This is a genomic window from Arthrobacter sp. MDT1-48-3 (genome assembly GCF_054511015.1).
The window spans coordinates 421,167-445,518 of the sequence record NZ_JBTNDL010000003.1 but is presented as its reverse complement, the minus strand read 5'-3'; the positions used below and the strand labels follow the sequence as shown (position 1 = coordinate 445,518).

The 24,352-nt window shown below is 71.0% G+C and carries 26 protein-coding genes; 6 read left to right on the top strand and 20 right to left on the bottom strand.

Translation table 11 applies throughout. The annotated features are described in order from the left end of the window. Positions 1 to 14: 14 nt before the first annotated feature. From ACX80L_RS09715 to ACX80L_RS09650, 14 genes are all read right to left on the bottom strand, one after another. Positions 15 to 1,574, bottom strand: a complete 1,560-nt coding sequence (locus ACX80L_RS09715) for a flagellar hook-length control protein FliK (RefSeq protein ID WP_459289284.1) — start codon at positions 1,572 to 1,574, stop codon at positions 15 to 17. Then, positions 1,571 to 2,344 carry a C40 family peptidase gene (locus ACX80L_RS09710; protein WP_459289282.1) on the bottom strand — a complete coding sequence of 258 codons (774 nt, stop codon included), beginning with the start codon at positions 2,342 to 2,344 and terminating at the stop codon, positions 1,571 to 1,573. Before ACX80L_RS09710 ends, ACX80L_RS09715 begins: the two co-directional genes overlap by 4 nt. Continuing rightward, the gene (locus tag ACX80L_RS09705) at positions 2,341 to 2,775 is read right to left on the bottom strand and encodes a flagellar FliJ family protein (RefSeq protein WP_459289280.1); all 435 of its coding nucleotides are present in this window, start codon (positions 2,773 to 2,775) and stop codon (positions 2,341 to 2,343) included. The genes ACX80L_RS09710 and ACX80L_RS09705 overlap by 4 nt, the downstream gene beginning before the upstream one ends. Then, positions 2,775 to 4,091 (bottom strand): FliI/YscN family ATPase, encoded by a 1,317-nt coding sequence (locus tag ACX80L_RS09700; RefSeq protein ID WP_133080399.1) that lies wholly within the window; start codon positions 4,089 to 4,091, stop codon positions 2,775 to 2,777. The genes ACX80L_RS09705 and ACX80L_RS09700 overlap by 1 nt, the downstream gene beginning before the upstream one ends. Further along, a complete protein-coding gene (locus tag ACX80L_RS09695; protein ID WP_459268906.1) occupies positions 4,088 to 4,690 on the bottom strand; it encodes a FliH/SctL family protein in 603 nt (200 codons plus the stop codon). Before ACX80L_RS09695 ends, ACX80L_RS09700 begins: the two co-directional genes overlap by 4 nt. After that, positions 4,680 to 5,702 (bottom strand): flagellar motor switch protein FliG, encoded by a 1,023-nt coding sequence (fliG, locus tag ACX80L_RS09690; RefSeq protein ID WP_133080397.1) that lies wholly within the window; start codon positions 5,700 to 5,702, stop codon positions 4,680 to 4,682. The genes ACX80L_RS09695 and fliG overlap by 11 nt, the downstream gene beginning before the upstream one ends. Next, positions 5,699 to 7,339, bottom strand: coding sequence for a flagellar basal-body MS-ring/collar protein FliF (gene fliF, locus ACX80L_RS09685; RefSeq protein WP_459289278.1), 1,641 nt, complete (start codon positions 7,337 to 7,339; stop codon positions 5,699 to 5,701). The genes fliG and fliF overlap by 4 nt, the downstream gene beginning before the upstream one ends. Then, positions 7,339 to 7,641: a flagellar hook-basal body complex protein FliE gene (fliE, locus tag ACX80L_RS09680; RefSeq protein WP_133080395.1), complete on the bottom strand. Its 303-nt coding sequence runs from the start codon at positions 7,639 to 7,641 to the stop codon at positions 7,339 to 7,341. Before fliE ends, fliF begins: the two co-directional genes overlap by 1 nt. Continuing rightward, positions 7,641 to 8,033 (bottom strand): flagellar basal body rod protein FlgC, encoded by a 393-nt coding sequence (locus ACX80L_RS09675; protein WP_133080394.1) that lies wholly within the window; start codon positions 8,031 to 8,033, stop codon positions 7,641 to 7,643. Before ACX80L_RS09675 ends, fliE begins: the two co-directional genes overlap by 1 nt. Continuing rightward, entirely contained in the window at positions 8,033 to 8,374 is a 342-nt protein-coding gene (locus ACX80L_RS09670) for a flagellar basal body rod protein FlgB (protein WP_133080393.1), read from the bottom strand. The genes ACX80L_RS09675 and ACX80L_RS09670 overlap by 1 nt, the downstream gene beginning before the upstream one ends. A 124-nt stretch (positions 8,375 to 8,498) precedes the next feature. Then, positions 8,499 to 8,864 carry a hypothetical protein gene (locus ACX80L_RS09665; RefSeq protein ID WP_459289275.1) on the bottom strand — a complete coding sequence of 122 codons (366 nt, stop codon included), beginning with the start codon at positions 8,862 to 8,864 and terminating at the stop codon, positions 8,499 to 8,501. Further along, the gene (gene fliS / locus ACX80L_RS09660; RefSeq protein ID WP_459289273.1) at positions 8,857 to 9,297 is read right to left on the bottom strand and encodes a flagellar export chaperone FliS; all 441 of its coding nucleotides are present in this window, start codon (positions 9,295 to 9,297) and stop codon (positions 8,857 to 8,859) included. The genes ACX80L_RS09665 and fliS overlap by 8 nt, the downstream gene beginning before the upstream one ends. A 15-nt stretch (positions 9,298 to 9,312) precedes the next feature. Continuing rightward, positions 9,313 to 10,686: a flagellar filament capping protein FliD gene (gene fliD / locus ACX80L_RS09655; protein WP_459289271.1), complete on the bottom strand. Its 1,374-nt coding sequence runs from the start codon at positions 10,684 to 10,686 to the stop codon at positions 9,313 to 9,315. Between the two features lie 140 nt (positions 10,687 to 10,826). Then, complete coding sequence (locus ACX80L_RS09650) at positions 10,827 to 11,657, bottom strand: flagellin N-terminal helical domain-containing protein (RefSeq protein WP_133080389.1); 831 nt, start codon at positions 11,655 to 11,657, stop codon at positions 10,827 to 10,829. A gap of 306 nt (positions 11,658 to 11,963) precedes the next feature. Between ACX80L_RS09650 and ACX80L_RS09645 the strand changes: the two genes are divergently transcribed. The 5 genes from ACX80L_RS09645 (at position 11,964) to ACX80L_RS09625 (ending at position 17,425) form a co-directional block, all read left to right on the top strand. Beyond that, positions 11,964 to 14,177 (top strand): putative bifunctional diguanylate cyclase/phosphodiesterase, encoded by a 2,214-nt coding sequence (locus tag ACX80L_RS09645; RefSeq protein WP_459289269.1) that lies wholly within the window; start codon positions 11,964 to 11,966, stop codon positions 14,175 to 14,177. A gap of 113 nt (positions 14,178 to 14,290) precedes the next feature. Continuing rightward, positions 14,291 to 14,776 (top strand): flagellar export chaperone FlgN, encoded by a 486-nt coding sequence (locus ACX80L_RS09640; protein WP_133080387.1) that lies wholly within the window; start codon positions 14,291 to 14,293, stop codon positions 14,774 to 14,776. 7 nt (positions 14,777 to 14,783) lie between these two features. Continuing rightward, positions 14,784 to 16,169, top strand: a complete 1,386-nt coding sequence (gene flgK / locus ACX80L_RS09635; protein WP_459289267.1) for a flagellar hook-associated protein FlgK — start codon at positions 14,784 to 14,786, stop codon at positions 16,167 to 16,169. 12 nt (positions 16,170 to 16,181) lie between these two features. Beyond that, positions 16,182 to 17,057, top strand: a complete 876-nt coding sequence (locus ACX80L_RS09630; protein ID WP_459289265.1) for a flagellin N-terminal helical domain-containing protein — start codon at positions 16,182 to 16,184, stop codon at positions 17,055 to 17,057. Continuing rightward, positions 17,054 to 17,425, top strand: coding sequence for a flagellar assembly protein FliW (locus ACX80L_RS09625; RefSeq protein WP_459289263.1), 372 nt, complete (start codon positions 17,054 to 17,056; stop codon positions 17,423 to 17,425). Before ACX80L_RS09630 ends, ACX80L_RS09625 begins: the two co-directional genes overlap by 4 nt. Positions 17,426 to 17,507: 82 nt before the next feature. Here the strand turns inward: ACX80L_RS09625 and ACX80L_RS09620 are convergent, their stop codons facing one another. Then, positions 17,508 to 18,347, bottom strand: a complete 840-nt coding sequence (locus tag ACX80L_RS09620) for an aldo/keto reductase (protein WP_459289261.1) — start codon at positions 18,345 to 18,347, stop codon at positions 17,508 to 17,510. 62 nt (positions 18,348 to 18,409) lie between these two features. Between ACX80L_RS09620 and ACX80L_RS09615 the strand changes: the two genes are divergently transcribed. After that, positions 18,410 to 20,089 (top strand): hypothetical protein, encoded by a 1,680-nt coding sequence (locus ACX80L_RS09615; protein WP_459289259.1) that lies wholly within the window; start codon positions 18,410 to 18,412, stop codon positions 20,087 to 20,089. Here ACX80L_RS09615 and ACX80L_RS09610 read toward each other — a convergent pair. The 5 genes from ACX80L_RS09610 to ACX80L_RS09590 form a co-directional block, all read right to left on the bottom strand. Continuing rightward, positions 20,083 to 20,550, bottom strand: coding sequence for a hypothetical protein (locus tag ACX80L_RS09610; protein ID WP_459289257.1), 468 nt, complete (start codon positions 20,548 to 20,550; stop codon positions 20,083 to 20,085). The two genes, ACX80L_RS09615 and ACX80L_RS09610, sit on opposite strands and share 7 nt — an antisense overlap. Positions 20,551 to 20,557: 7 nt before the next feature. After that, positions 20,558 to 21,163 (bottom strand): bacterial proteasome activator family protein, encoded by a 606-nt coding sequence (locus tag ACX80L_RS09605; RefSeq protein ID WP_459289255.1) that lies wholly within the window; start codon positions 21,161 to 21,163, stop codon positions 20,558 to 20,560. Between the two features lie 132 nt (positions 21,164 to 21,295). Next, positions 21,296 to 21,505: a YbdD/YjiX family protein gene (locus ACX80L_RS09600; RefSeq protein ID WP_133080379.1), complete on the bottom strand. Its 210-nt coding sequence runs from the start codon at positions 21,503 to 21,505 to the stop codon at positions 21,296 to 21,298. Continuing rightward, positions 21,505 to 23,781, bottom strand: a complete 2,277-nt coding sequence (locus ACX80L_RS09595) for a carbon starvation CstA family protein (RefSeq protein ID WP_133080378.1) — start codon at positions 23,779 to 23,781, stop codon at positions 21,505 to 21,507. The genes ACX80L_RS09600 and ACX80L_RS09595 overlap by 1 nt, the downstream gene beginning before the upstream one ends. A 143-nt stretch (positions 23,782 to 23,924) precedes the next feature. Then, complete coding sequence (locus ACX80L_RS09590; RefSeq protein WP_133080377.1) at positions 23,925 to 24,179, bottom strand: hypothetical protein; 255 nt, start codon at positions 24,177 to 24,179, stop codon at positions 23,925 to 23,927. Positions 24,180 to 24,352 lie beyond the last annotated feature (173 nt).

Below are 24,352 nucleotides of genomic sequence, written 5' to 3'. Positions count from 1 at the left end.
GCAGTCCTTCCGGATCAGGCGAAGAGGTCGAGGGTCGGGGAGCCCGCCGCTGGGCGGCTGGTCCAGGGGATGGGGGTCGGCACTGGTCGTTCTCCCCCGGGCGGGGCGTGCCGCGGCCTGTCGTCCCGCGGCCCGTCCCTGCCCTCGTCGGGAGTGCCGGTCCCGAGGTCGAGCGACGCGGACAGGCCCGACGACGACGCCTCGCGCCGCAGGTCGGGTAGCGCCTGCCTGAGGGCGTCTCGGCCGCCGTCCGTGGTGGAGAAGAACTCGAGTCTCGTGCCGTCCGCGGAGATGCTCGCGCGGATGGTGATGGGCCCGAGGTCGTCGGGGGCGACCGTGACGGTGATGGTGCTCGTACCGCCCGGGGCATCGGCTGCGGCCTGGGCGAGCGCGAAGGCGGGGGCACCGAGTTGCTGGGGCAGCGGTGCGGTCCCTGCGCGGACGGGCGCCTGCGACTCCGTGGCGCCGCCCGGGGCTGCGGCCACCGGCTGTGCGGCGACCGGCATCTCGATGCGCGCGGCGGCAGGAGGGACAGCATCGGCGTCGGCCGGCGCCGCGGGCACATCCGGCACCGCGGCCGACGGCGCGGCGCCGCCCGTACCGCTGGTCACGTCGGGGCCGGTCGCGTCGGGGCTGACCACGTCCGGACCGGTCGCGTCGGGGCCGACCGACCCTGCGGCGCCGGCCGGCGCCGAGACCTGCTCGCTCGGGACGCCGGCGCGCGGGGCGGAGGCGGTTCGAGGGGTGCCCGTCGCTGTCGGAGCCTGGTCGACGGGATCCGACGGGGAGCCTGACATGGCGATCCCGGTTCCGGCTCCACCGCCGGGTGCGCTGGACGCCACCGCTGCTGCGGGGACACCGCCGGGAGCGGCGTCCGGGGTGGCCGTCGACGCCGTCGCTCCGGACGTCGGGAGAGCCGGCTGCGCACCAGCCACGACTCCGGCTGACACCTCCGGCGAGGCGAGCACCGCTCCCCCGTCCGACGGTCCTGCAGTCGAGGCGGAACGGGGCTCGGCCGTCGGGGCCGCCGTGCTCGCCGCGGAGAATGCCACAGCGGATGCCGCAGGAGCCGATGCCGTTCCCGGTCCGGCGGACGGGCTCCCGGTCCCCTGCACCGCGGCTCCGCCCACCGGCGCACCCGCCGACGGAGCCGGAGCCTGGACAGCAGGGGGCGGCGTCGCCGGCAGGTCGGGGGCAGCGGTGCCGTCGACCGGCGGCGGAGGAACGCTGCCTCCGGCATCGGGGGCGGCAGGTGCCGTTCCGGCGGGAGGGACGGCGCCCGGTACGGTCGCGGTCATGGGGTCCGACGCGGTGGACGGAGCCGACACGGCGGAAAGTGTCGACACGGCGGAAGGCGCGTCGGGCGGAGCCGACGGGGAGGCGGACGGTGACGCGGACAGGCGCGGACCGGCAGGGACGGGACCCGGGCCGGGACGGTCCGCCGCGTGGCGGCGGTACAGCTCACCGAACGAGGGTGCGCCGTCGGCCGGGCCCCGCGCACCGGAGGACAGCCTGGGAACATGCACGGCGTCGCGGGCAGGCGCCACGGTGGAAGGAAGCTGCACTGGGCTCATCGCGCCATGCTCGCGAGGAACGCCGCCTGGGCCGCGTACGCGGTATCGGCAGCGCCCGATGCCGCGGACGCCGGCGCCACGGAGGCGGAGGTGAGGTCTGCGGGTGCCACCGAGGCGGCGCCCTCCGGCGCGGCCGGCAGGATGCGGCGGATGGTCGTGATGTTCGCGTCCGTCTCCCACATGTCGCGGACCGCCACGGTCTGGCCCGGCTGCGGTGCGTCGATCGCCTTGCCTCCGCCGAGGTACATGGACACGTGTCCGCCGTCGTGGCTGAACAGGAGGTCACCGGGCTGCGCTTCGGCGAGGGACGGGACCTGCGTACCCGCGTTCATCTGGTCCCAGGTCACGCGCGGGATCTGGATGCCGATGTCGGCATAGGCACGCTGTACGAATCCCGAGCAGTCGAGGCCCGAGGCCGGGTCGGTGCCGCCCCAGACATAGGGCACGCCCTCGTACGCGCGCGCCGCCTCGATGAGCCGGGCGGCGTCGGCCGAAGCAGGGGCAGGCAGCGGCGCGGCACCGGAGGCACCTGCGGCACTGCCGGTATCCGCTACGGCGGACGGTGCTGCGGCGCCGGCGAGGGCGTCGGCGAACAGGTCCGCGGACGCCGTCGGCGCAGACGCCGCAGGGGTACCGGCTGCCGTCGCCGAACCGGTGGCCGTCGTCGAACCGGGGGTGGCGCCGGCCTGCGTCCGCCCTGCCGGGGCGGAGAGCATGGTGAGGGTGGACTGGATCTGCTGGATGCGGCCCACCGCGTCGGTCATCGTCATGTCCGGTCCTTTGCTGTGTGCTGCCGCCGGCCGGCGGCAGCGATCTCGTCGAGCACGCGCTGCTCGGCGCCGAGCAGCGCCGTCGCCTCGGTGTCCCGGTGCCGTGTCTCGAGCTTCTCGAGGCCCACGGTCGCCGCGCGTGCGGCCCGGTAGTGGTCCTGTGCACGCTCCTGGTCCGCCTGGAGCTGGGCCTCGAGGGCGTGGAGGTCGGCGAGCGTGCTGCGCGCGGAGGCACGAGCAGCGGCCACGGCGTAGAGGGACGCGGACTCCGCGGGGTCGAGGTCCGTGCCGTCGAGGGCATCGCTGATGCCGTCCGTGCGGGCCCGCGAGGCGCGCAGCCGCTCGTTGGCGGCGGCCAGCGACCCTGCGGCCTCGTCCTCACGCAGCTGTCGGAGCCGGAGCAGGCCGGCGAGGGGGAACTGTCGTGGCATCAGGAGACTCCCATCGATGCGGTGAGGTGGGCGAGGCGGTTCCAGGCGTCGCCGGACGGCGTCTGTTCGTCCATGCGCTGCTGCAGGAAGGCGTTGATCGCGGCTTCGTGGTCGACGGCGGCATCCACCAGCCGGTTGGTCCCCCGGTGGTACGCGCCGACGTCGATCAGGTCCTGGGCGGCCTTGCGCGCGGCCAGCGTCCTGCGGAGTGCACCGGCTGCGCCGGCCTGCTCGCGCGTGGTGACACGGGAGGCGACGCGGGAGATGGAGGCGAGGGGGTCGATGGACGGGAAATGTCCGGCGACGGCGAGCTTGCGGTCGAGCACCACGTGCCCGTCGAGGATGGACCGCGCGGCGTCGGCGACCGGCTCGTTGTGGTCGTCACCGTCCACGAGCACCGTGTACATCCCGGTCACGGAGCCGACGGCCCCGGTCCCCGCGCGTTCGAGCAGCTGGGCGAGCAGGGAGAAGGTGGACGGCGGGTACCCGCGGGTGGCGGGGGGCTCGCCGACGCTGAGGCCGATCTCCCGCTGGGCCATGGCGACGCGCGTCAGCGAGTCCATCATGAGCATGACGTCGGCGCCGCCGTCGCGGAAGGATTCGGCGATCCGCGTGGCGACGAAGGCGGCGCGCAGGCGCAGGAGCGCGGGCTCGTCCGAGGTCGAGACCACGACGATCGACCGGGCGAGGCCCTCGGGCCCGAGGTCGTCCTCGAGGAAATCCCGGACCTCGCGGCCGCGCTCGCCCACGAGGGCGATCACCGAGACGGCCGCGTCGGTGCCCCGCGCGATCATCGAGAGCAGGGAGGACTTGCCGACGCCGGATCCCGCGAAGAGTCCCATGCGCTGCCCGCGGCCCACGGTGGTGAGCGTGTCCATCACCCGCACGCCGAGTTGCAGGGGCTCGGTGATGCGCGTGCGTTCGAGGGCTCCGGGCGGCGTGTTGTCCAGGGACACCCAGGTCACGTCGGTGAGCGGACCACGTCCGTCGATGGGCCGCCCGACGCCGTCGAGCACGCGCCCGAGCAGTCCGGGCCCCGCCGGCACCAGCAGGGGTGCACCCTGGGCGCGCACGGGCGCTCCGGCCTGGATGCCGGAGAGATGGCCGTAGGGCATGCAGCGCAGCCCGGTCAGGGAGGCGGCGACCACCTCGGCGTCCACGGGTGCGTCGTCACCGATGGTCACGAGGTCCCCGATGGCACAGTCGAGTCCCACCACGTCGACGCCGAGGCCAACGACGGAGGCGACGCGTCCCACGCGCTGGGGTGCGGCTGCGAGGCGGGCGAGGCGGACGGCGTCGTCGATGGCGAGCGTCACGCCGTCCCTCCCGCCAGTGCGGTGCGGACCCGCGCGAGGGCGGTACCGAGCCGCGCGTCGATGGACCCGTTCGGGCACTCGGCGACGGCATCGCCCCTGCCCAGGGATGCGTCGGGCACCAGCGTCACGCCCTGGGGAGCGTCACCCGGCGCCAGCAGGGCGAGGTCGGCGGGGTGCAGGCGGACGGCCCGCACGTCCTCGCCGTCCGCACCCTCGAGGGCACGCGCGACGGCGTTCCGGGCGGAGGTCGGACCGTCGGCCAGGGCGCGCCCGAGCAGGGCCTCGGTGATGCCGAAGGCGGCGTCGAGGATGCGCTCCCGGGCCTGGTCCAGCACGGGCGCTGTCCGGGCTTCGAGGGCACGCGCCGCGGCGTCGAGGACCCGCAGCCGCTGTGCGAGCAGGGCCTCCGCCTGCAGGCGTGCGGACGCGGCCTCGGCCTCGAGCCGAGCCCGGTGCTCGGCGAGTTCCGCGCGCGCGAGCGCCAGCCCGTCGGCATAGCCTGCGGAGTGGCCCTGCGCCACGGCGGTGTCGTGTGCGGCCTGCCCGGAACCCCGGCCGAGGTACGGGAAGGTGACGGGGGTCAGTGCATCAGTCGACATACTCGTCCTCGTCCCCGCGCTGGATCGTGATGACGCCCTGCGCCTCGAGGTCGCGGATGGCACGCACCACCTCGGCGCGGGCCTCCTCCACCTGCGAGATGCGGACCGGCCCGACGCCGCGGATCTCGTCGTCGAGGATCTCCCGGTTCCGCTCGGACACGTTCGCCCGGATCACTGTCACCACGGCCTCGGCGGCGCCCTTCATCGCGAGGGCGAGCACGGCGGAGTCGATGCCGCGCAGCACCTGCTGGACGTCGCGGCGCTCGAGGTTCACGATGTCCGCGAAGGTCAGCATGCGGGCGCGCACCTCCTCGGCCAGGGCGGGATCGCGGTCCTCGAGGCCGTCGAGCAGCTCGCGTTCCGTGAGGACGTCGGCCCGGTTGATGATGTCCACGAGGGGCTGGATGCCGCCGATCGCGGAGATGCCGTGGCGCGGTGCGGCGACGCCACCGGCCCTGATCTTGATGGTGTCCGCCACCACGGACACGGCCTCGGGGGTCGCGGATCCCATGGTCGCGATGCACTGGGCGACGTCGGTGCGGCTCGAGGGGTTGAGCCCGGCGAGCACGGCGGAGGCGCGCTCCGGCTTGAGGTGCGCGAGGACGAGGGCGATGGTCTGCGGCAGCTCGCCCTCGAGAACGGTCTGGATCTGGCCGGCTTCCACGCTGTCGAGGAAGTCGAACGACCGGCCGGCTGCGGTGGAGGCGAGGCGGCCCACCACGCCGGCTGCACGTTCGGCACCGAAGGACGATTCGAGGAGGCCGATGGCCACGTCCATGCCACCGCGCGTCCGGTGCCGGCCACTGATGGTCAGTTCGTGGAACTCGGCGAGTGCCTCCTCCGCGGCCGCCGGCTCGACCCGCCGCAGGCGGACGATCTCCGCGACGATCTCCTCGGCCTCGGCCTCGGACATCTGCTTGAGGATCTCGGCGGCCCTGCCCTGGTCGAGCTGCATCAGGACCATCGCGGCCTTCTGCGTACCCGTCACCGATGTGCGTGCGACGGTGCTCATACGCTCTGCCTGTCATCCATCATGCTGCGCAGGAACTCGGCGGTCTTCGCCGGGTCCTGGGATGCGAGGGCGTCGATGTCCGCGCGCATGCGCTCCAGGTCCGATTCCGCGGACCCTGCCTGCAGTGCCTGCTGCACGGCGGCGACGTCGATCGTGGTGGTGCTGGGAGCGGGCTCGACGGCGCTGAGGAGTCCCACGGCGGGATCGATCGCGGGTGCCACGGGGCCGGGGATCGCGGGGTAGACGCCCTGCAGTTCGCCGAGGTCCAGCGGTTCGCGCCGCTGCCGGCGGGACCGGCGGGCGTAGATGATCAGCGCCACGATGGCGACGAGCAGGATGGCCGCGACGATGGACAGCGTGCGGATCAGCTCGGCGCGCTGCTGCTCCGCCTGCGCCGCCTCCGCCTGGGCGAGGGCGTCCGCGGCGGCATCCGCGCCGGCCCGGTTGAACGGCAGTTCCTCGACCGTCACGACATCCCCGCGGGCCGCGTCGACACCAGCGGCGCTGCCGACGAGCGCCGTCAGGGCCGCGACGTCCATGTTGGCCGTGGCGCCCCGGTTCACGGCGACGGAGATGGTCTGGCGGTTGATCCCGCCCGCGGGCACGGTGGTGGACTCGGTGGTCTTGTTCACGGCGTTGTTGCGCGTGCTCGACTCGGAGTTGAACGTCCCGTCGCCGGCCGCGCCGTCCGCGGGCACCGCGATGTTGTCCGGGCCGAGGACACCGGCATTGCCGCCGCCGGCTCCCTCGTAGGCCTCGGTGGTGGTGGATTCGTTCAGGGCAGGGGCGTTCTCCGGCGTCGTGAACGTCTCCTCGACACGCTCCGCGCTCTCGAGCTTCATGTCCGCGGCCACGGCCACGGTGGCGTTGCCGGCACCGACCACGCGGTCCAGCATGGCCTGCACGGAACCCTGGACGCGCTTCTCGTAGTCGGAGGCCTGCTGGTCCGTCCCGCCGGTGGCGCCGACACCGACGGCGGAGAGCACGCGGCCCTCGGCATCGATCACGGCGACGTCCGCCGCGTCCATGCGGTCGATCGAGGCGGAGGTGAGGTGCGTGATCGCCTGCACCTGGTCGCTGGACAGGGTTGCACCCGGATTGGTCTCGACGAAGACGGAGGCGGTCGGCTTGCCCTGCTCGGCCACGAAGACGGTGTCCTCGGGGATGGCGAGACGGACCGTGGCGGTCTTGACGCCGTCGATCGCCGAGACGGTCGCGGCGAGCTCGCCCTCGAGTGCACGCTTGTAGGTGGTGGACTGCTGGAACTCGGAGGACGTGACTCCCATGTCGTCGAGCAGGGAGTAGCCTCCGGTGGACGACGACGGCAGGCCTGCGGAGGCGGCCTTGATCCGCTGGTCGTACACGGCGTTCTCCGGCACGAGGATGGTGCCGCCTCCGCTGGTGAGCTCGTACGGCACGCCGTCGGTCTGGAGCTGGTCGACGATGGTGCTCGCGTCCTCACCGCTCAGCCCGGAGAACAGCGGCGTGTAGGACGGCTTGGAGAGCCAGGAGGTGAGCGCGATACCGCCGAGCACGAGCACGGCGACGCCGATGATGGCGATGGTGCGCTGGGCGATGGTGAAGCTCTTCACGGCATCCCCGAGGCGGGTTGCGGCGGTGGACATCGGCGTGGGCATCAGGCCTGCATCCTCATGATCTCGTTGAAGGCGTCAACGCCCTTGTTGCGGACGGCCGCGACGAGTTCGAGCGTCACCTGGGCGCGCGTCGAGGCCAGCGTGGCGTTGTGGATGTCGGTGAGGTCGCCGGTGACGGCCTGCACGGCGAGCCCGTTCGACGTCGACTGCAGGGACTGCAGGTTGTCCACCGCCGAGGTGAGGGACGTCGCGAAGCCGGAACCTCCGGCGTCGGACACCGCACCGGCGGACGGCAGGTAGGAGGTGGCGACGGGCTGGACCGCGCCGATGGCGGGAACGGGCATCAGGAGCGTCCGATCTGGAGGGCTGCTTCGTAGGTGGCCTTGGCGCGGTCGACGACGGCGGCGTTGGCCTGGTAGCCGCGCTGCGCCATGATGAGCTGGCCCATCTGGGCGCTCATGTCGATGTCGGGGTAACGGACGTAACCGTCCTCGTCCGCGAGCGGGTGGTCGGGTTCGTGGACCAGGCGGCCCTCGGCGCTGCCGAACTCGGCCCCCGCCACGTAGGCGCCCTGGCCGTTCTCGTCGGCCCGCGCGGTGATGTAGCGCTGCTGGAAGGCCGCACCGTCGGTGGAGGTGACGGTGTTGGAGTTGGCCATGTTGTCCGCCACGGCGTCGAGCCACTTGCGGTGCAGCGTCAGGCCGGTGCCGGAGATGCCGATGGCGTCGAAGGTCATCAGGAGGTCCTCAGGGCCGTGCGGATGCTGGTGAAGGGGCCCTCGACGGCGCGTGCGGCGAACTGGAAGCGCAGCACGGTGTCGATGTTGGAGAGGGTCTCGGTGTCCAGGTTGACGTTGCTGCCGTTGAGCCGGGTCGGCTCGAGGGAGGTGTCCGTGGTGGCCTGGACGCTGCCGTTCCCCATCGACACCGAGCGGGCCAGGGCGTCCTCGAAGTCCACGCGCTGCGCGTGGAAGCCGGGGGTGTTGACGTTGGCGATGTTGTTCGCCGTCACGCGCTGGCGCAGGGCGAGCCCATCGAGGGCGCTGCGGAGGGCGAGCGAGGACACGGAATCGAGCACGGCGGCAGGACCTTCTGGAAAAGGCTGAGCGGCCGATCCATGGCCTGGGGGGTGAGCGATCCATGCTCGGTGGCGACTATCGGATGGTCTCCGTGCAGTCGTTAGGTACTTCCGGGAGGAACTTTCAGCCCGTGACGTCGACGTAGACGGCGGGCTGCTGCGCCGTCGTGGCCGCCCGGACCGAGCCGAGGGCCGAACGATGCCGCCGCAGGGTCCCGGCCTCGGCGGTCAGGCGGGCGAGTGCGGCGCGCTGGCGTTCGCTGATGCGCCGGGCGCGTGCCACCAGGGCGCCGGGGATGGGTCCGTCGACGACCGGCGGGGTCCAGCTGCCGAGGACCGCGGTCTGCCGCATGAGCGCGGTGGGCGCGACGTCACCGGCCGCGGCGTCGTCGACGGCCGCCTCCAGCGCGTCCAGGACCGAGGTCCAGGCGAGGAGGGCTGCCGTGTCGGTGGGCCGGGCGTGCTCCGCCGGCCGTGCGTCGTCAGCCAATGCCGAGTACTCCGAGGGCCCGCGGCGCCTCGTGGCCCGAAGGTGCGACGGCGGCCGGCTGGCCCGTGCGGGCAGCCTCGTGCCAGGCCTGGCGCAGCGGCTCCAGCACCTCGGCGCACTCGGCGGTCTTGGTGCGGTCCCGCGTGACATTGGCCTCGACGAGGGTCTGGCGCACGAAGGCGTACAGGGACATCAGTCCTGTGGCGCCGTCCCAGATGTCCGTGCGGAGCGAGGACATCAGTTCGCCGACGATGTCCTGGGCGTGCAGCAGGTTCTCCGAGGCGACCGTCCACTCCCCTGCCTCCTGCGCTGCGCCGGCACGGGCGAGATCGAGCAGCAGCCGGTCGTAGAGCATCGTCAGCAGCCCCGCGGGTGTCGCGGACAGGACGGCGTCCTGGACGTACTGCGAGCGCTTGGCCTGGTAACCGTTCATCTGGAGCATCTGGAGCTAGCTTCCGGTCGTGGGGAGGTTCGCCAGCTGTGACGACAGCCAGTCCCCCTGTGATTGGAGTTGTGAGAGTTGGACCTCGAGCGCCGAGTAGGTGCGTTCGAGCGTCGCGCGCCGCTTCTCGAGCCGCTGGTCCCAGTCGGACACGCGGTCGTTGAGGTTGCGGACCGTCGATTCCTGGCTCGTGATGCGGCGCGTGAGTTCGCCGTCGTACTTGTCCGAGGCTGCCTTGCCGGCGTCCGCCACCCGGGCGGACAGCTGCATGAGCACGTCCTTGGTGCCCGCGGGGTCCTTCGCGAGCGCTGCGGCGAATTTCTCGGTGTCGAACTCGACGGTCCCGGAGCGGGTGAGCGTGATGCCGAACTCCGACGTCGACGTCCCGCCGACGGGCGCGGTCGCCGCGGTGAGCACGGACTGGGCGATGCCCCGCACGGCGCTGTCACCCGTGAACCGGCCCGAGATCGGCGCGGCACCGGCGGTCGTGCCGGGTGTGACCCTGGTATTGGTGTCGACGAAGGAGAAGACGCTGCGCAGCGCGTCGACGAGCTCCTGCGCCACCTTCGTGGTGGCCTCGGCGTCGCGTGAGACGGTCACGGAGACCGGCTCGGTGGTGGTCCTGCTGACGGTGACGGAGACACCCGGCAGGATGTCGGCGAAGGTGTTCGATGCCGACGTCACCACCTGCTCCGCGGCTGTCCCGCCCCACAGGACCGCCTCGGCGTCCTGGGCGGCTCGGACGGTCGCCGCTCCGGTCTCGGCGAAGAGATCGGGAGCGGTACCGGCGGTGACCTCGTCGGCCGTTCCACGGAAGACGGCGAAGGCGTGCTCGGCACCGGACTCCGTCGCGGTGAACTGGAGCCGGTACTGCGGGACGCCGTCGGCGTTCGTCCCGGCGCCCACTTTCGCGGCGGTGATGCCGGCACCGGCCTTGTTCACGGAGGCGACGACGTCGTCGAGCGTGCCGGTGGTCCTCACCTCGGTGGTGGTGCCGTCCGCCGCGCGCAGGGTCAGCGTGGTCGCGGTCGGCGAGAAGGCCGTCATCGCATCCGTGACGGAGGACTGGGACTGTGCCAGCTGCTTCACGGTGAAATCGAGGGAGCCTGCGGCCGCCGTCGAGGTGGCCGTCGCGGTGACGGAGTCGCTGGTGGCGGTGGCCTTGTAGACGTCGAGGGCTCCGGGCTTCGCCGTCCTGGTCGCGAGTTCGGTCAGGGATCCGAGCCGCGTGTTGAGCTGCTGCAGGGCGGTGATGAAACCCTGCGTGGAGGTCGCCTTCGCCTTGAGCATCGATTGCGGGCGTGCTTCCAGCTGCATGAGCTGGTTGATCATGTTCGTGGTGTCCAGCCCACTGGCGATGCCGTCGATGGAGAACGCCATGGGTCTACCTCTCGGGGGCTGGGACGGTGTATCAGGGTCTACCGGCTGGAGTGCCGTCGGTCAGGCGAATGCACGGGGCGGGACCTCTCGGTCCAGGATCGGTCCCGCCACCGTGCACCTTTCGCCTACGAGCTCACCGTCTAGCGGAGGAGCTGAAGGACACCCTGGTTCATCTGGTTGGCCTGGGCCAGCATCGCGGTACCGGCCTGCGACAGGATGTTCGAGCGGGTGAAGCTCGCCATCTCCTTCGCCATGTCGGTGTCGCGGATGCGGGACTCGGCGGCAGAGAGGTTCTCCTGCGAGACGTTGATGCTGTTGATCGCGGACTCGAAGCGGTTCTGCACGGCACCGAGCTCGGAGCGCGAGGTGGAGATGTCCTTGATGGACGTGTCCAGTGCTGCGATGGTCGTCAGTGCGTTCGCCGCGGTGTCGAAGTTCAGCGCACCGATGGTCGTACCGAGCGTCTTGATGTCCGCGCCGGACAGGTCGACCTCGATCTGGTCGTTCGCCGCGGTGCTACCCGCGCCGACCTGGAACGTCAGCGTAGCGCTGCCGTCCAGGAGGTTCGTCCCGTTGAAGTTCGTCGAGTTGCCGATCCGGGTGAGCTCCTCGGACAGTGCCGTGACCTCGGACTTGATCGCCGTGCGGGCGTCCGCGTTGTTCGAGTCGTTGCCCGACTGGACCGCGAGGTCGCGGACGCGCTGCAGGATGCTGTGGACCTCGGTCAGCGCACCTTCAGCGGTCTGTACGACGCTGATGCCGTCCTGGGCGTTGCGGGCTGCAACTCCGAGGCCGTTGACCTGCGAGCGCAGGCCCTCGGCGATGGACAGGCCGGCGGCGTCGTCGGCTGCGCGGTTGATGCGGAGACCGCTGGACAGCTTCTCGAGCGACTTCGAGATGTCGTTCTGGGTGCTGGAGAGGTTGCGGTATGCGGTGTTGGCCGCGGTGTTGGTGTTGATCTGGAAACCCATGATGTATTCCTCCGTGAAAGGGCTGCGAACGCCTGCCCATCCATGGGCCGGCACCAGTAGCTATCGGAGGTCCGTTCCGGGATGTAAGGAATCGGAAGAACTTTTTTCCCGATTTCCTCGACGGGCACAGATCGACGCAACAAACGCCCAGTTTTCCCTGTGGGTTGGGCCCTGGGAGGCCGGACCGGGAGTCGGGCCCGTGCCACAGCCTTAGTGTCTTCGATGATCAGGTTCCTGATCCTTGAGGAGAGGAAGTACCCGGTGTCTGCTGATGCGCCTGAGATCGGTAGGGATGGCGCGCCACGGGTGAGGATCTCCCGGGTTCCCGTCATCGCGGCGTTGGTCGTTGCGGCACTGTATGTCGTCAGTCTCCTGCTCGGCGACCTGGCACCGTTCGACGTCGTCGGGGTGTGGCTCGGCATCACAGCGGAACTCGCCGCTGTCGCCGTCTGCGTCGTCGCGGTCCTGGCACGGTGCCGTTCGCAGTGGCAGGTGGGGCTCGGCGCCGCGGCGGTGGCCGTCTACACGGCAGGCGACGCCTTTTATCTCTTGGTGCTGCAGGGGCAGCACTCCCTCGCGGTCGTATCCGCTGCGGATGTCGCGTACTTCGCGTTCTACCCGCTGATGCTCGGCACCCTCGTGATGACCGTGCGGAAGCTGAGGGGCCTCACCTGGCCCCTGCTCCTGGACAGCCTTGTGGGAGCCCTGGCCGCCGCGTCCGTCATGGCAATGCTCCTCGCGCCGGTCCTGCAGGCCGGAGCCGGCAGCAGCACGACCTTCGAGATGGTGGTCGTCGTCGTCTACCCCCTCCTGGATCTCCTGCTGATCAGTACCATCGGTGGCCTGATGACCTCCCGCGGGCTCGATCTCGGCCCACGCTGGCCGCTGCTCGTGGCCGGCCTGATGCTCTTCGCCGCCGCGGACATCGCCTACGCGCTGGGCACGAACGGGTACAGCGCCGGATCGGTGATCGACGCCGGCTGGATCCTGGGAATCGTGGCCATCGCCCTGTGGATCGACGGCGTCGCCCGAGCGGGCACGGTCCTCCGCCACCACGACCGCGGCCTCCCCGCCGTCACCATGCTGATGGTGGCCACCGGCTCGGCCGTGTCCGTCCTGCTCATCGGGTGCCAGGTGCCCATCGCGCCCCTCGCCCAGGTCCTCGCCGCCCTCACCGTCCTCCTGGCCGCGGCGCCCCTCCTGTTCCGGAACCGCCTGCTGGCCGCCCTCGCGACCACGGATGATCTGACGGGCCTGCCGAACCGCCGGGGGCTCGTCCGGGATCTCGGCGGTCGGCTCGGCGGACAGCGCTCCGGTGCCCTGTTCTTCCTGGACCTCGACCGGTTCAAGGACGTCAACGACGCCCTGGGCCACGATGTCGGGGACGCCCTCCTCGTCGAGGTCGGTGAGCGCTTCGCCCGGCCACTGACGCCCAACGACCTGCTGGCGCGCCTCGGCGGGGACGAATTCGCGGTGTTCCTCGACGGCGTCACCCGGGAGGAGGCCCTGAAGGTGGCACGGCGCCTCGAAGCGGAACTCCTGGAACCGGTCCGGATCGGCACGGCCGCCCTGACCATTCGGGTCAGCATCGGCATCGCCCTCACACCGGAGAACGGCACCGACATCCAGCTCCTGATGCGCAAGGCGGACATCGCGATGTTCCGGGCCAAGTCCGAGCGCAGCGGCCACCATCTCTACAGTTCCCTGGACGACGACGGCGGCGCACGTAAGCTGCGCACGCTGCAGGAGCTCCGCACGGCGCTGGCCGAGGGCCAGTTCGAGCTGCACTACCAGCCCAAGGTGCACCTGCCGGACGACGCCGTCACGAGCGTCGAGGCCCTGATCCGCTGGAACCATCCCGTCATCGGGCAGCTGCCCCCGACGTCGTTCCTCCCCCTCGCCGAGGAGGCAGGCCTGATGCCCGAGCTCTCCACGCTCGTGCTCGAGGCCGCCGTGCACCAGGTCTCGCGCTGGCGTGCCGACGGGCTGACGATCAGCGTCGCCGTGAACCTGTCCGGGTCCTGCATCCAGCCCGGCCTGCCCCGACAGGTCCGCACGCTTCTCGAGCGGCACCACATGCCCGCCGGGTGCCTCACGCTCGAGATCACCGAGGACATGCTGATGGCCGACCCGGCCCGCTCCGCGAAGATCCTCGCCCGGCTCCGCGCCGACGGCATCCAGGTGTCGATCGACGACTTCGGGACCGGCTACAGCTCCCTGGCGTACCTGCGTGACCTTCCCGCCGACGAACTGAAGCTGGACCGGTCCTTCATCACCGCCATGCGCTCGGATCGACGCGCCGGCGGGCTCGTGGGCTCCATCATCGACCTGGCGCACAGCCTCGACCTGCGGGTGGTGGCGGAGGGGGTCGACAACGAGGAGACGCTGGTGGAGCTGCGCGCACTGGGGTGCGATCTCGCCCAGGGCTTCCACTTCGCCCGGCCGCTCCCTGCCGCCGAGGTGGCCCCCTGGATCACCAGGCACTCCCCGGTCGCATCGGGGAGCCCCCTCCTCGGATAGGCCCCGACTGGTAGATTGTCGACGACACGCCCGGCGGCCTTACATCGTACCGGGCACTGCCGATAGTTCTTCCGGTTCCACCCGTCCCGTGGCACCGGAAAGGAGGTGGCACCGTGAGCGCCCAGGATCTCTCCGCCCTGCTCTGGCAGGAGCGTGAACTACTCGAACTCCTCGTCTTCAAGCTGGAGGAGGAACAGCTCCTGCTGACCTCCGGCAAGACGCGCTGGCTGCACCATGCCACCCGTGAGGTGGAGCAGGTACTCGAGCGATTGCGCGACACCGGACTCGCACGCGCAGTGCACGCCTCCGGCGTCGCGACGGAGTGGGGTATCCACGACGGCGCCAGTCTCCGTGAACTCGCGGCAGCCGCCCCGGAGGGGCCGTGGGGGGAACTCCTCGCCGACCATCTCCGGGCCATGACGGTCCTCGTGGCGCAGATCGCCGCGGTCCGCGACAGCAACCAGCAGTTCCTCCGGGCGGCGAGCCGCTCCACGCAGGAAACCCTGGCGGGCATCAACACGGGCGCGGGCACCTACGCGGCCGATGGTGTGACCACCCAGGGCCATGGCCGACCGACCCTTCTCAACAAGGACCTCTAGCGGGACGATGAGCACTTTCAGCGGACTCAACACTGCCTACTCCGGCCTCGCCGCCGCGCGGGCCGGCCTCGACGTCACAGGGCAGAACATCGCCAATGCCACCACCCAGGGCTACACGCGCCAGCGGCTCGAGACCTCGGCCGCGGCCCCGGTCCGTCCCACGATGTTCACGAGCGGGACGCGGGCCGGGGAGGGTGTGCTCGTCGAGGGCATCGCGAGGCTCAACGACGTCCATCTCGAGGCGCGGGTCCGCACCACCGCGGGCGCAGCCGGCTACACCGCCGTGCGTGCCCAGGCCTACTCGGCACTCGAGGGCAGCCTCGGCGAGCCGGGCACCCATGGCGTCTCCGCCTCCCTGCAGGGCTTCTGGGCAGGCTGGCAGGAACTGTCCAACCATCCCGAGAAGGACGCCTCGGCGTCCTCCCTGCTCTCCGCGGCCGGCGAACTCACGGCGCGCGTCTCGGCGGGATACCGCGATGTCGAGAACCAGTGGGCCTCGCTCCGCTCCTCGGCCGGCACCCTCGTCGCCGAGGTCAATGACGCCGCCACGCAGGTCGCCGACCTGAACCGGCAGATCCGGTCCGCCGTCGCCTCGGGCACCTCCGCCAACGAGCTCCTGGACCGCCGCACCACCCTGACGGCCACACTCGCCGGGCTGACCGGCGCCATGGTCCGTGACAACACCGACGGCACCGCGGACGTCCTGCTGGCCGGCAACGCGCTGGTCTCGGGCACCACGGCGCGCGCCCTGCAGGTCACCGGACCGGCACGGTTCGACGGCGCCGGCACCGTCCAGGTCGAGTGGACCCACCGGCCGGGCGCCTCCGCCGGCGTCGAGAGCGGCGAACTGGCAGCGACGCTCTCGCTCCTCGCCCCCGCCGACGCCGGAGGAGCGCTGGCGCAGGCCGCTGCCGGGTACGACGCGTTCGCCGCGAAGCTCGCCGACCAGGTGAACACGCTCCACAGCGGCGCCGGCAAGGGTCCGTTCTTCGCCTACCAGCCGGACCGTGCAGCCGCGTCCCTGACGGTCCTCCCGGTCCGGCTCGGGGACCTCGCCGCGGGTGCTCCCGGTGCAGGCGCCTACGACGGCTCGGTCGCCGATGCGATCTCCGGGATCGGCACCGGTACCGGCTCCCCTGATGCCGCCTGGTCCGCCTTCGTCGCCGATCTCGGCGCTGCGGCACGGATGGAACTGCAGGGCAACGCGCTCGCCGAGGTGTCGGCGACCACCGCACTGCAGCAGCAGCTCGGCGCCACCTCCGTCAGCATGGATGAGGAACAGGTCAACCTGCTGGAGTACCAGCATGCCTACCAGGGCGCTGCGCGCGTGATGACGGCCGTCGACGAGATGCTCGACGTCCTCATCAACCGCATGGGAATCGTCGGACGCTAGGGGAAGGCCACCATGATCACACGCGTCACCAATCAGACCATGCTGCACGGAGCCCAGCGCTCCCTGCAGTCCAACCTCGCACGGCTCGCGGACCTGCAGGAGAAGGCGAGCAGCCAGAAGGCCATCAGCCGCCCGTCCGACGACCCTGCCGGGGCGGCCGAGGCACTGCGCGTGCGTGCGGAGATCCGCGCCACCGAACAGTACGGGCGGAACATCTCCAACGGTGAGGGCTGGCTGGCCCAGCTCGACAACGCGATGACGACTTCGAAGCGCGCACTGGACCGGGTGAACGACCTCACGCTGCAGGGATCCAACCCCTCGCTGCCGCCGGCGGCCCGCGAGGCCCTCGCGCTCGACATCGAATCCCTGCGGAGCGACCTCGCGGCACAGGCCAACGCGACCTATGCGGGCCGGTTCCTGTTCGCCGGGAACACGGACGCCCCCACCGCCCTCGGCGCGGACCTCACGTTCCCCGCCGGCGGGACGGTCGAGCGACGGGTGGGACCGGACCGGACGGTGCGCGTCGATGCGGACGGGGCCGCGGTCTTCGGCAGCGGCGCCGGCTCGGCATTCGCCCTGCTGGACACCATCGCCGCCGACCTGCGCGCCGGCAGGGACGTGTCCGTCCACCTCGCGCCACTCCAGCAACGCATCCAGGACCTCACCGCACATCACAGCGAGATCGGCACACGCCACGCACGGCTCCTCGAAGCCAAGGACACCGTCGCCAACGCCTCGCTGGCACTCGAAGGAGAACGCGCCGCCGTGGAAGACATCGACCTCGCGTCCATCATCCTGGACCTCAAACTGCAGGAGACCGCCTATCAGAGCGCCCTCGCCGTCTCGGCGCGCGTCCTCCAGCCCTCCCTCATGGACTTCCTGCGATGAGGGCCGATTTCGTGACCCCTCCCCCGGGCCTCGCGCCGCGCACCGAGTTCCGCCTCGAGGAGGTGCAGGGAGCCGACGGGCTGTTCACCCTCACCTCCGCCGACGACACCGGCGTGCGCCTGTTCCTGCTCGACGCCGCGACGTACGTGCCGGCCTACAGCCCGCGCTTCTCGGACGCGCAGCGGGACGTGCTCGGACCGGACGTGCCGGAAGCCCACCTCTTCGTCGTCGCGAATCCCGCCCCGGACGGCACCACGGTGAATTTAGCGGCGCCGATCGTCCTGGATCCTGCCACTGGGCGGTGCGCCCAGGTGGTCCTCGAGGGGTCGGACTACCCGCTGCGCGCGGCGCTGACCCAGGCCGCCTGACCTCCTGCGGATACGACAGGAGCCGCCCGGCGTCGCCGGGCGGCTCCTGTCATCCGTGCAGCAGGCGGTGCCTGCGGGCGGCCTAGGCGAAGTCGGACGTCGCCGGGTCAGCGCCGATGCGGCCTGCGGCGCCCTTGTCGAGGCCGTTGATGGCGTCGATGTCCTCGTCCTCGAGCTTCACGTCGAGCGACTCCCAGTTCTCGATGATGCGCGACTCGGTGACCGACTTCGGGATCACGACATTGCCGAGCGCTACGTGCCAGGCGAGCACGACCTGCGCCGGTGTGGCGTTCCGCTTCTGCGCGATGTCCTGCAGCACGGCGTCGTCGAGCAGTCCCTTGCCGGAGCCGATGGGCGACCACGACTCGTGCAGGATCCCCTTCTCCGCCTCGAAGGCGCGGAGCTCGGACTGGTTGAGGTAAGGGTGGGTCTCGACCTGGTTGATGACGGGCACCACTCCGGTCGCCTCGATGATCTCGTCAAGGGCCCCGACGGTGAAGTTGGAGACGCCGATGCTCTTCACGCGACCCTGCTTCTGCAGTTCGATGAACGCCTTCCACGTGTCCAGGTACTTGCCCTGCTTGGGCTGCAGCCAGTGGATCAGGTACAGGTCCAGGCTCTCGAGTCCCAGTCGTTCCATGGACGCGTCGAACGCCTTGAGCGTGCTGTCGTAGCCCTGGTCCGCGTTCCACAGCTTGGTGGTGATGAACAGTTCGTCCCGGCTGAGGCCGGACGAGGCGATGGCGCGTCCCACGCCGGCTTCGTTGCCGTAGATCATGGCGGTGTCGATGTGCCGGTAGCCGGCCTTGAAGGCCTTGCCCACGACGTCCTCGGCGACGCTGTCCTCGACCTGCCACACTCCGTACCCGAGCTGGGGGATGATCTGGCCGTCGTTGAACGTAAGGTTTGGTGAAGTAGTCATACAGGCGGGAACCAACGGCACTTCCCATTTATTTCTGTTCCCACCGACAACTATCAGCCTGCGTGGTATCGCCGGACGGCGGCATCGGGCCGGAGGCGGGGGTGCGGACGATGCGCGCGACGCGGGACGGGCGGCGGGCCGTGCTGCACGACGACGCCTTCCGGTACGCCTTCCGGCGCTCGCTGTCGGTGCGGCTCGCCTCGGCGGCGGCGCTGGAGGCCGTCGGGGTCCTCGACACCGAGCCCGACATCGAGCCCGACACCGTACCCGACACTGAGCCCGCCACCGCTGCCGACGTCGTACCGGTCCTGCTGGCGGCCCGGGCAGCCCTCGAACGGTACATACCTCCGGACCTGCCACCCCGTGTCCCCCGCACCTCACCCCTCTACGGCGCACTCGCGGCACTCTCCCCGGGCGAGCGAGAGTTCCTGCTCCTGCTTCACTGGGACGGACTGAGCGCCGGGGACGCTGCCCGGGCCGCGGGGCAGGACGTGCATCAGCTTCCCGCCGTCGAGGCCAGGTGCGCAGGCATGCTGTCCGTCGGGCCGGCCCCGGACGTGGCGCTGCCGGCCGTCCTCGCCGCCGTCGACCCGGCCCGCACCCTGCCCGACCGGGAGCTCGAGCACAGCCGCGGCAGCCTCCCCGGTGCCGCCGTCGACCCGGCCCGCACCCTGCCCGACCGGGAGCTCGAGCACAGCCGTGGCAGCCTCCACGGTGCCGCCGTCGCCGGGGAGAGCCCCCCCGTCGGTCGGCCGATACCGGTCGACCGACCGGACGGCGGGCCGATACCGGTTGCAGACGGGCGGGGTCCGGTACGCCGTCGACGGATCCAGACCGTCGTCGGTGCGGTGTGCCTCGTCCTGGTCGTGGCGGCCCTGGCCGTAGCGATCGTCCCCCGGACCGCACCCGGTCCCGCCGGCAGGGCGGAACGGTTGTTCGGACTCGCGGATGTGGTCGCGGTCATCGCCGCCACCAGCGTGGAACCGACGGTCGTCGACGGCGAGATGCGGATCCTGCAGCGGGCCCCCGTGGTCCAGATCGTGAAGGGCGAGGCGGACCCGGACGTACTGACCCTCGACGTCACCGGCCGGAGCACCCTGGAGCGCCCCTACAGCCGCAACTTCTTCCCGCCACACCAACTCGTGTTCCTGGTGCGCGATGCGAGCGGCGTACTCAGCCCGGTCGAGGGCGACGGCTCGGTGCTCACCCTGGCCGATCGCCGGACAGGGGAAGCGACGACGATCGCCGGGGACCCGGCGGTGCTTCCGGACGAGCTGCGCGATGCCATCGATGCGATGCCGGAGGATGAGCTGCCGCTCGCGACGAGCGGTGCGGCTCCGGGCTCCCTGGACCCGGAATCGATCGTCGGCATCCGGCCGGCCGAGGGACGGGACGCCCAGAACCTGCCGCAGAGCCTGCTCGGGACGTTCCGGGCGGGCACCGGGGCGGGCGGGGCATGCGTCTGGTTCGAGTTCAACGGCCGCTCCGTCCTGATCCGCTGGCCCGACGGCTTCTCCGCCTACCTGCGCGAGCCGTCCCGGGCCTCCGCCGACCGCGACCCCGAGGCGGAGCGGCGCGTGCTGACCGTGCTGAACGAGCGCGGCTACCCCTATGTGGACGAGGACCGGGCGGCTCCCTTCATCCGGGGAGTGCCGACCGGGGGCCGCGGCGTGTGCGGCGGCCAGGACCTGGAGGTCTGGGACATCGCCGTCGCACCGGGCAGCACCCTGCTGTTCTACTGACCCTGCGGCCGGCCGCCCGGCATCGCGCGTTCGGCCTCCTCGACGTCGTCCGCCACCAGCTGGGCCCGGCGGCGCACGTTGTCCAGCCCCGCGGACGCGATGCCCCACCGCTCGCCGTCGAGCCGGGTCATCGCGGCCGCCTCGGCGGTCGTCGCAAGGGTATTGCCCGCACGCGACAGGGCGCGGTGCACCTGCAGGAGTGCGCCGGGAATGTCGAGGCCGGTGCTCGGGGACGAGGCCTGGGCGCTCGTGCAGACGGCACGCACGCGCGGGAGCATGGCGCCGAGGTCGTCGGCGATCACCACGAGTTCGTTGTAGACGTCGTCGTCCTCGATGCCCTCGAGGATCTGGTGGTAGCGGTCCAGCCCACGGCGGAAGCGGTCGTGGGCCCGACGCCAGACCCCTGTACCGAGTTCGGCGTCGTCCTTCCGTCCCTGTCGAGCTGCTGCGAAGAATGCCACCTACGCGTTACAGGTACTGGCCGGGCCCGTGGCTGTCCGCCCTGGCCGCCTGGGCCTGGCGCACGGGCGGGGTCCGCTTCGGCTCGCCGTCCTCGCCGATGACCACCCCGGGCGCGATGACGGTGCCCGGAGGGAGCTCGCGCAACTGGAGGCGGGCCGCGAGCTGCTGGTTCGCCATCTGCTGCGCTGCCAGCGCCGCCTGGATGCCGTGGAAGAGACCCTCGAGCCAGCCCACGAGCTGCGCCTGGGCCACGCGCAGTTCGGCGTCGGTGGGCACCGACTCGCTGTCGAACGGCAGGTTGATCCGATGCAGTTCCTCGACCAGTTCGGGTGCGAGGCCGTCCTCGAGTTCCTTGACGGAGCGCTCGTGAATGGAGGCGAGCCTGGTGCGGCCGGCGTCGTCGAGCGGTGCGGTGCGGACCTCTTCCAGCAACTGCTTGAGCATGGTGCCGATGCGCATGACCTTCGCCGGTTCGTCCACGAGCTCCGCGAGCGATGTCGGGCGGTTGTCCGCCGGAGCCTCGCTGCCGCCTCCCTGCCGGGGATCCTCAGGCGTGCCGGGCGCGACCCCGGGGGCGGGATCGAAGGGACTGGCTGGCTGCTGTTCAGTCATGACGCTATGCTCCCACAACCGCCGGAAGGCGGGCACGTCGGATCCGGCCTTGCTCCCGTGAGGGGGCGGCGGCCTCCGGACACGACGAAGCCCGGCGCTGATCGCGCCGGGCTTCGTGGAGGAGGCGGCCGCCTAGCAGCAGCGGCCTTCGGGGTTGGCGTCCTGGCGGTCGGTCTTGTCCCGCCAGAACTCACGCTCGGTCATCGGGAGGCCGCCGGGGTGCGTGCGCTCGTGGTGGTCGAGATACGCCTGGTACGCGTTCTCCCCCATCACGCCCTTGAACAGCCAGGCCAGCTCGCGAGCGGTGTCGCGTGCGCGGTGCAGGACCTGTGGGACGGTCATCAGTGCCCCGTCCTCGCCGGCCGCCTGCCGGGCTCCAGGGCCGACCACTGCGCCTCGAGCTCCTTCTCGGCGGGAGACGCGATCAGGCCGGCGGGTGCGAAGATGCGCGACGGCACCGGGGTGTCCTCGTTCTCCTTGCCGCCGCCGTGCCGGTAGGCCCGGATGGTGGCGAGGATCGCCGTCGCGATGACGATGATCGACAGCACCACGAAGATGATCGACAGCGTGCCCTGGATGAAGGTGTTGCGCACCACCGCTTCCATGGCGGCCACGCTCGTGGCCGTGCCGAAGCTCTCCTCACCGGCCGCCAGCGCGTTCTTGAAGGCCGTGTGCTGCGCCCAGTAACCGATGGCCGGCACCGGCGAGAAGATCTTCAGGAACGACGCCGTGATGGTCACCACCGCGGCGAAGGCGAGCGGCAGGGCCGGGATCCACAGGAACCGGAAGAGGCCCTTCTTGGCGCAGATCGCCATGCACACCGCGAGCGCGATGGCCGCGAGCAGCTGGTTGGCGATGCCGAAGAGCGGGAAGAGGGTGTTGATGCCGCCGAGGGGGTCGGTGACGCCCATGATCAGGATCGCCCCCCAGCCGGCCACCATGACGGCCGTGCAGATCCACGCGCCCGCCCGCCAGGAGGTGTCGCGGAAGCGGGGCACGAAGTTGCCGATGCTGTCCTGCAGCATGAAGCGCGCCACGCGGGTGCCGGCGTCGACCGCCGTGAGGATGAACAGCGCCTCGAACATGATGGCGAAGTGGTACCAGAACGCCATCATGCCCGAGCCGCCGAAGACCCCCTGCATGATCTGTGCGATACCGACCGCGAGGGTCGGGGCGCCGCCGGTGCGGGAGACGATCGATTCCTCGCCGACGTTCGAGGCCATCGTGCTGAGTGCCTCCTGCGTCAGGTTGACGCCGGTGAGACCGAGGCCGTTGACGAAGGTCACGGCTCCCTCGATGGTGCCTCCGGTCGCCGCTCCCGAGGAGTTCATGGCGAAGTAGATGCCGCGGTCGATCGAGAGGGCGGCGACGAGCGCCATGATGGCCACGAAGGACTCCATCAGCATTCCGCCGTACCCGATGAACCGGGTCTGGCGTTCCTTCTCGATCATCTTGGGGGTCGTGCCCGAGGAGATCAGCGCGTGGAACCCGGAGAGGGCGCCGCACGCGATCGTGACGAACAGGAACGGGAACAGCGTGCCTGCGACGACGGGGCCCGTGCCGGAGGTCGCGTAGGGCGTGATGGCGGGGACGCTGATCTCGGGGCGGGTGATGACGATCGCGACCGCGAGCATGATGATCGTCCCGATCTTCATGAAGGTGGAGAGGTAGTCGCGCGGAGCCAGCAGGAGCCAGACGGGCAGGACGGCGGCGATGAAGCCGTAGATGATGATGCCCCAGGCGATGGTGATGCGGTCGAGGGTGAAGATCTCGACGCCCCAGGCGGTCTCGGAGATCCAGCCGCCGCCGACGATGGCGAGCAGCAGCAGGGCGAAGCCGATGAGGGAGACCTCGGTGACCTTGCCGGGCCGCAGGTAGCGGAGGTAGACGCCCATGAAGAGTGCGATCGGGATGGTCATGGAGACGGAGAAGACACCCCACGGGCTCTCTCCGAGCGCGTTCACGACGACGAGCGCCAGGATGGCCACGATGATGATCATGATCGTCAGGGTGGCGATGAGGGCCGCGGTCCCGCCGATGACGCCAAGTTCCTCGCGTGCCATCTGGCCGAGGGAACGGCCGCCGCGGCGCATGGAGAAGAACATGACGAGGTAGTCCTGCACGGCGCCCGCGAAGATCACGCCGATGATGATCCAGAGCGTTCCGGGGAGGTAGCCCATCTGCGCTGCGAGGACGGGGCCCACGAGGGGGCCGGCGCCGGCGATGGCGGCGAAGTGGTGGCCGTAGAGGACCCTGCGGTCGGTGGCGGCGTAATCCTTGCCGTCGGCCTTGTACTCGGCGGGGGTGGCGCGCCGGTCATCGGGCTTCAGGAGGTTGCGCTCGATGAACTTCGAATAGAACCGGTAGGCGATGAGGTAGGTGCAGACCGCGGCGAAGACGAACCAGATGGCGTTGACGGTCTCTCCGCGGACGATGGCGAGCATCGTCCAGGCGATTCCGCCGAGGAGTGCGATGCCTACCCAGAGTGCGATCTTCGCCGGTGTCCACCGGCGGTCTTCTGCTTCGGCCTGCTGCGGGTCGACGGCGACCGCGGGCAGGTCCGGATCCGTCGCCAGCACGTCGGCGTGCCGGTGGGACCCGTTCTGCTTCTTACTCATGATGCTCCTCGGGTGCGGAAGTGTGATGCACACGAAGGTAGCAACCTAGTGAGGGCTGCGTCACAGGGCAAGCGCCCGAACCCCTCGGAAGCGCCGAACGCACGTGCCCGTGCGGCGAGTGGCCGGCGCTTCCGTCCTCCCCATCAGGAGGAGCCGTGCCTGCCTCCGTCGAGGCCGTCGTCGAGCACGGCGGGCGGCTCGTCGTCGTCGTTCGCGTTCATGCCCTCGCTGATGCTCGAGTGGGTTCGGGTGCGGTCGTCGGCCGGCTCGTCGGCGTCGTCCGTGGGTCCGTTGTCGACGCCGTCGGGCACCTGGTCGCCGAGGTTCTCGGCGAAGCTGTCGGCCGCCCGCGGCAGGCCGCCCTCGTCGCCGTCGTGGCCGTGCTGGGTGGTGGTCACCGTCCTGCTCCTTCCGGTTGGCTGTCCTGCCACCCTTCCACAGGCGCACGGCCACCGGAAGGAGGCTGGTGATTCCGCCGGTGCTGACGATCGGACCGGGACGGGCGTAAAGTTGATCGGTGGCCTGAGCCACCCGATGCCAGCGGCGCCGTCGATCCCTTCGACCGAAAGCC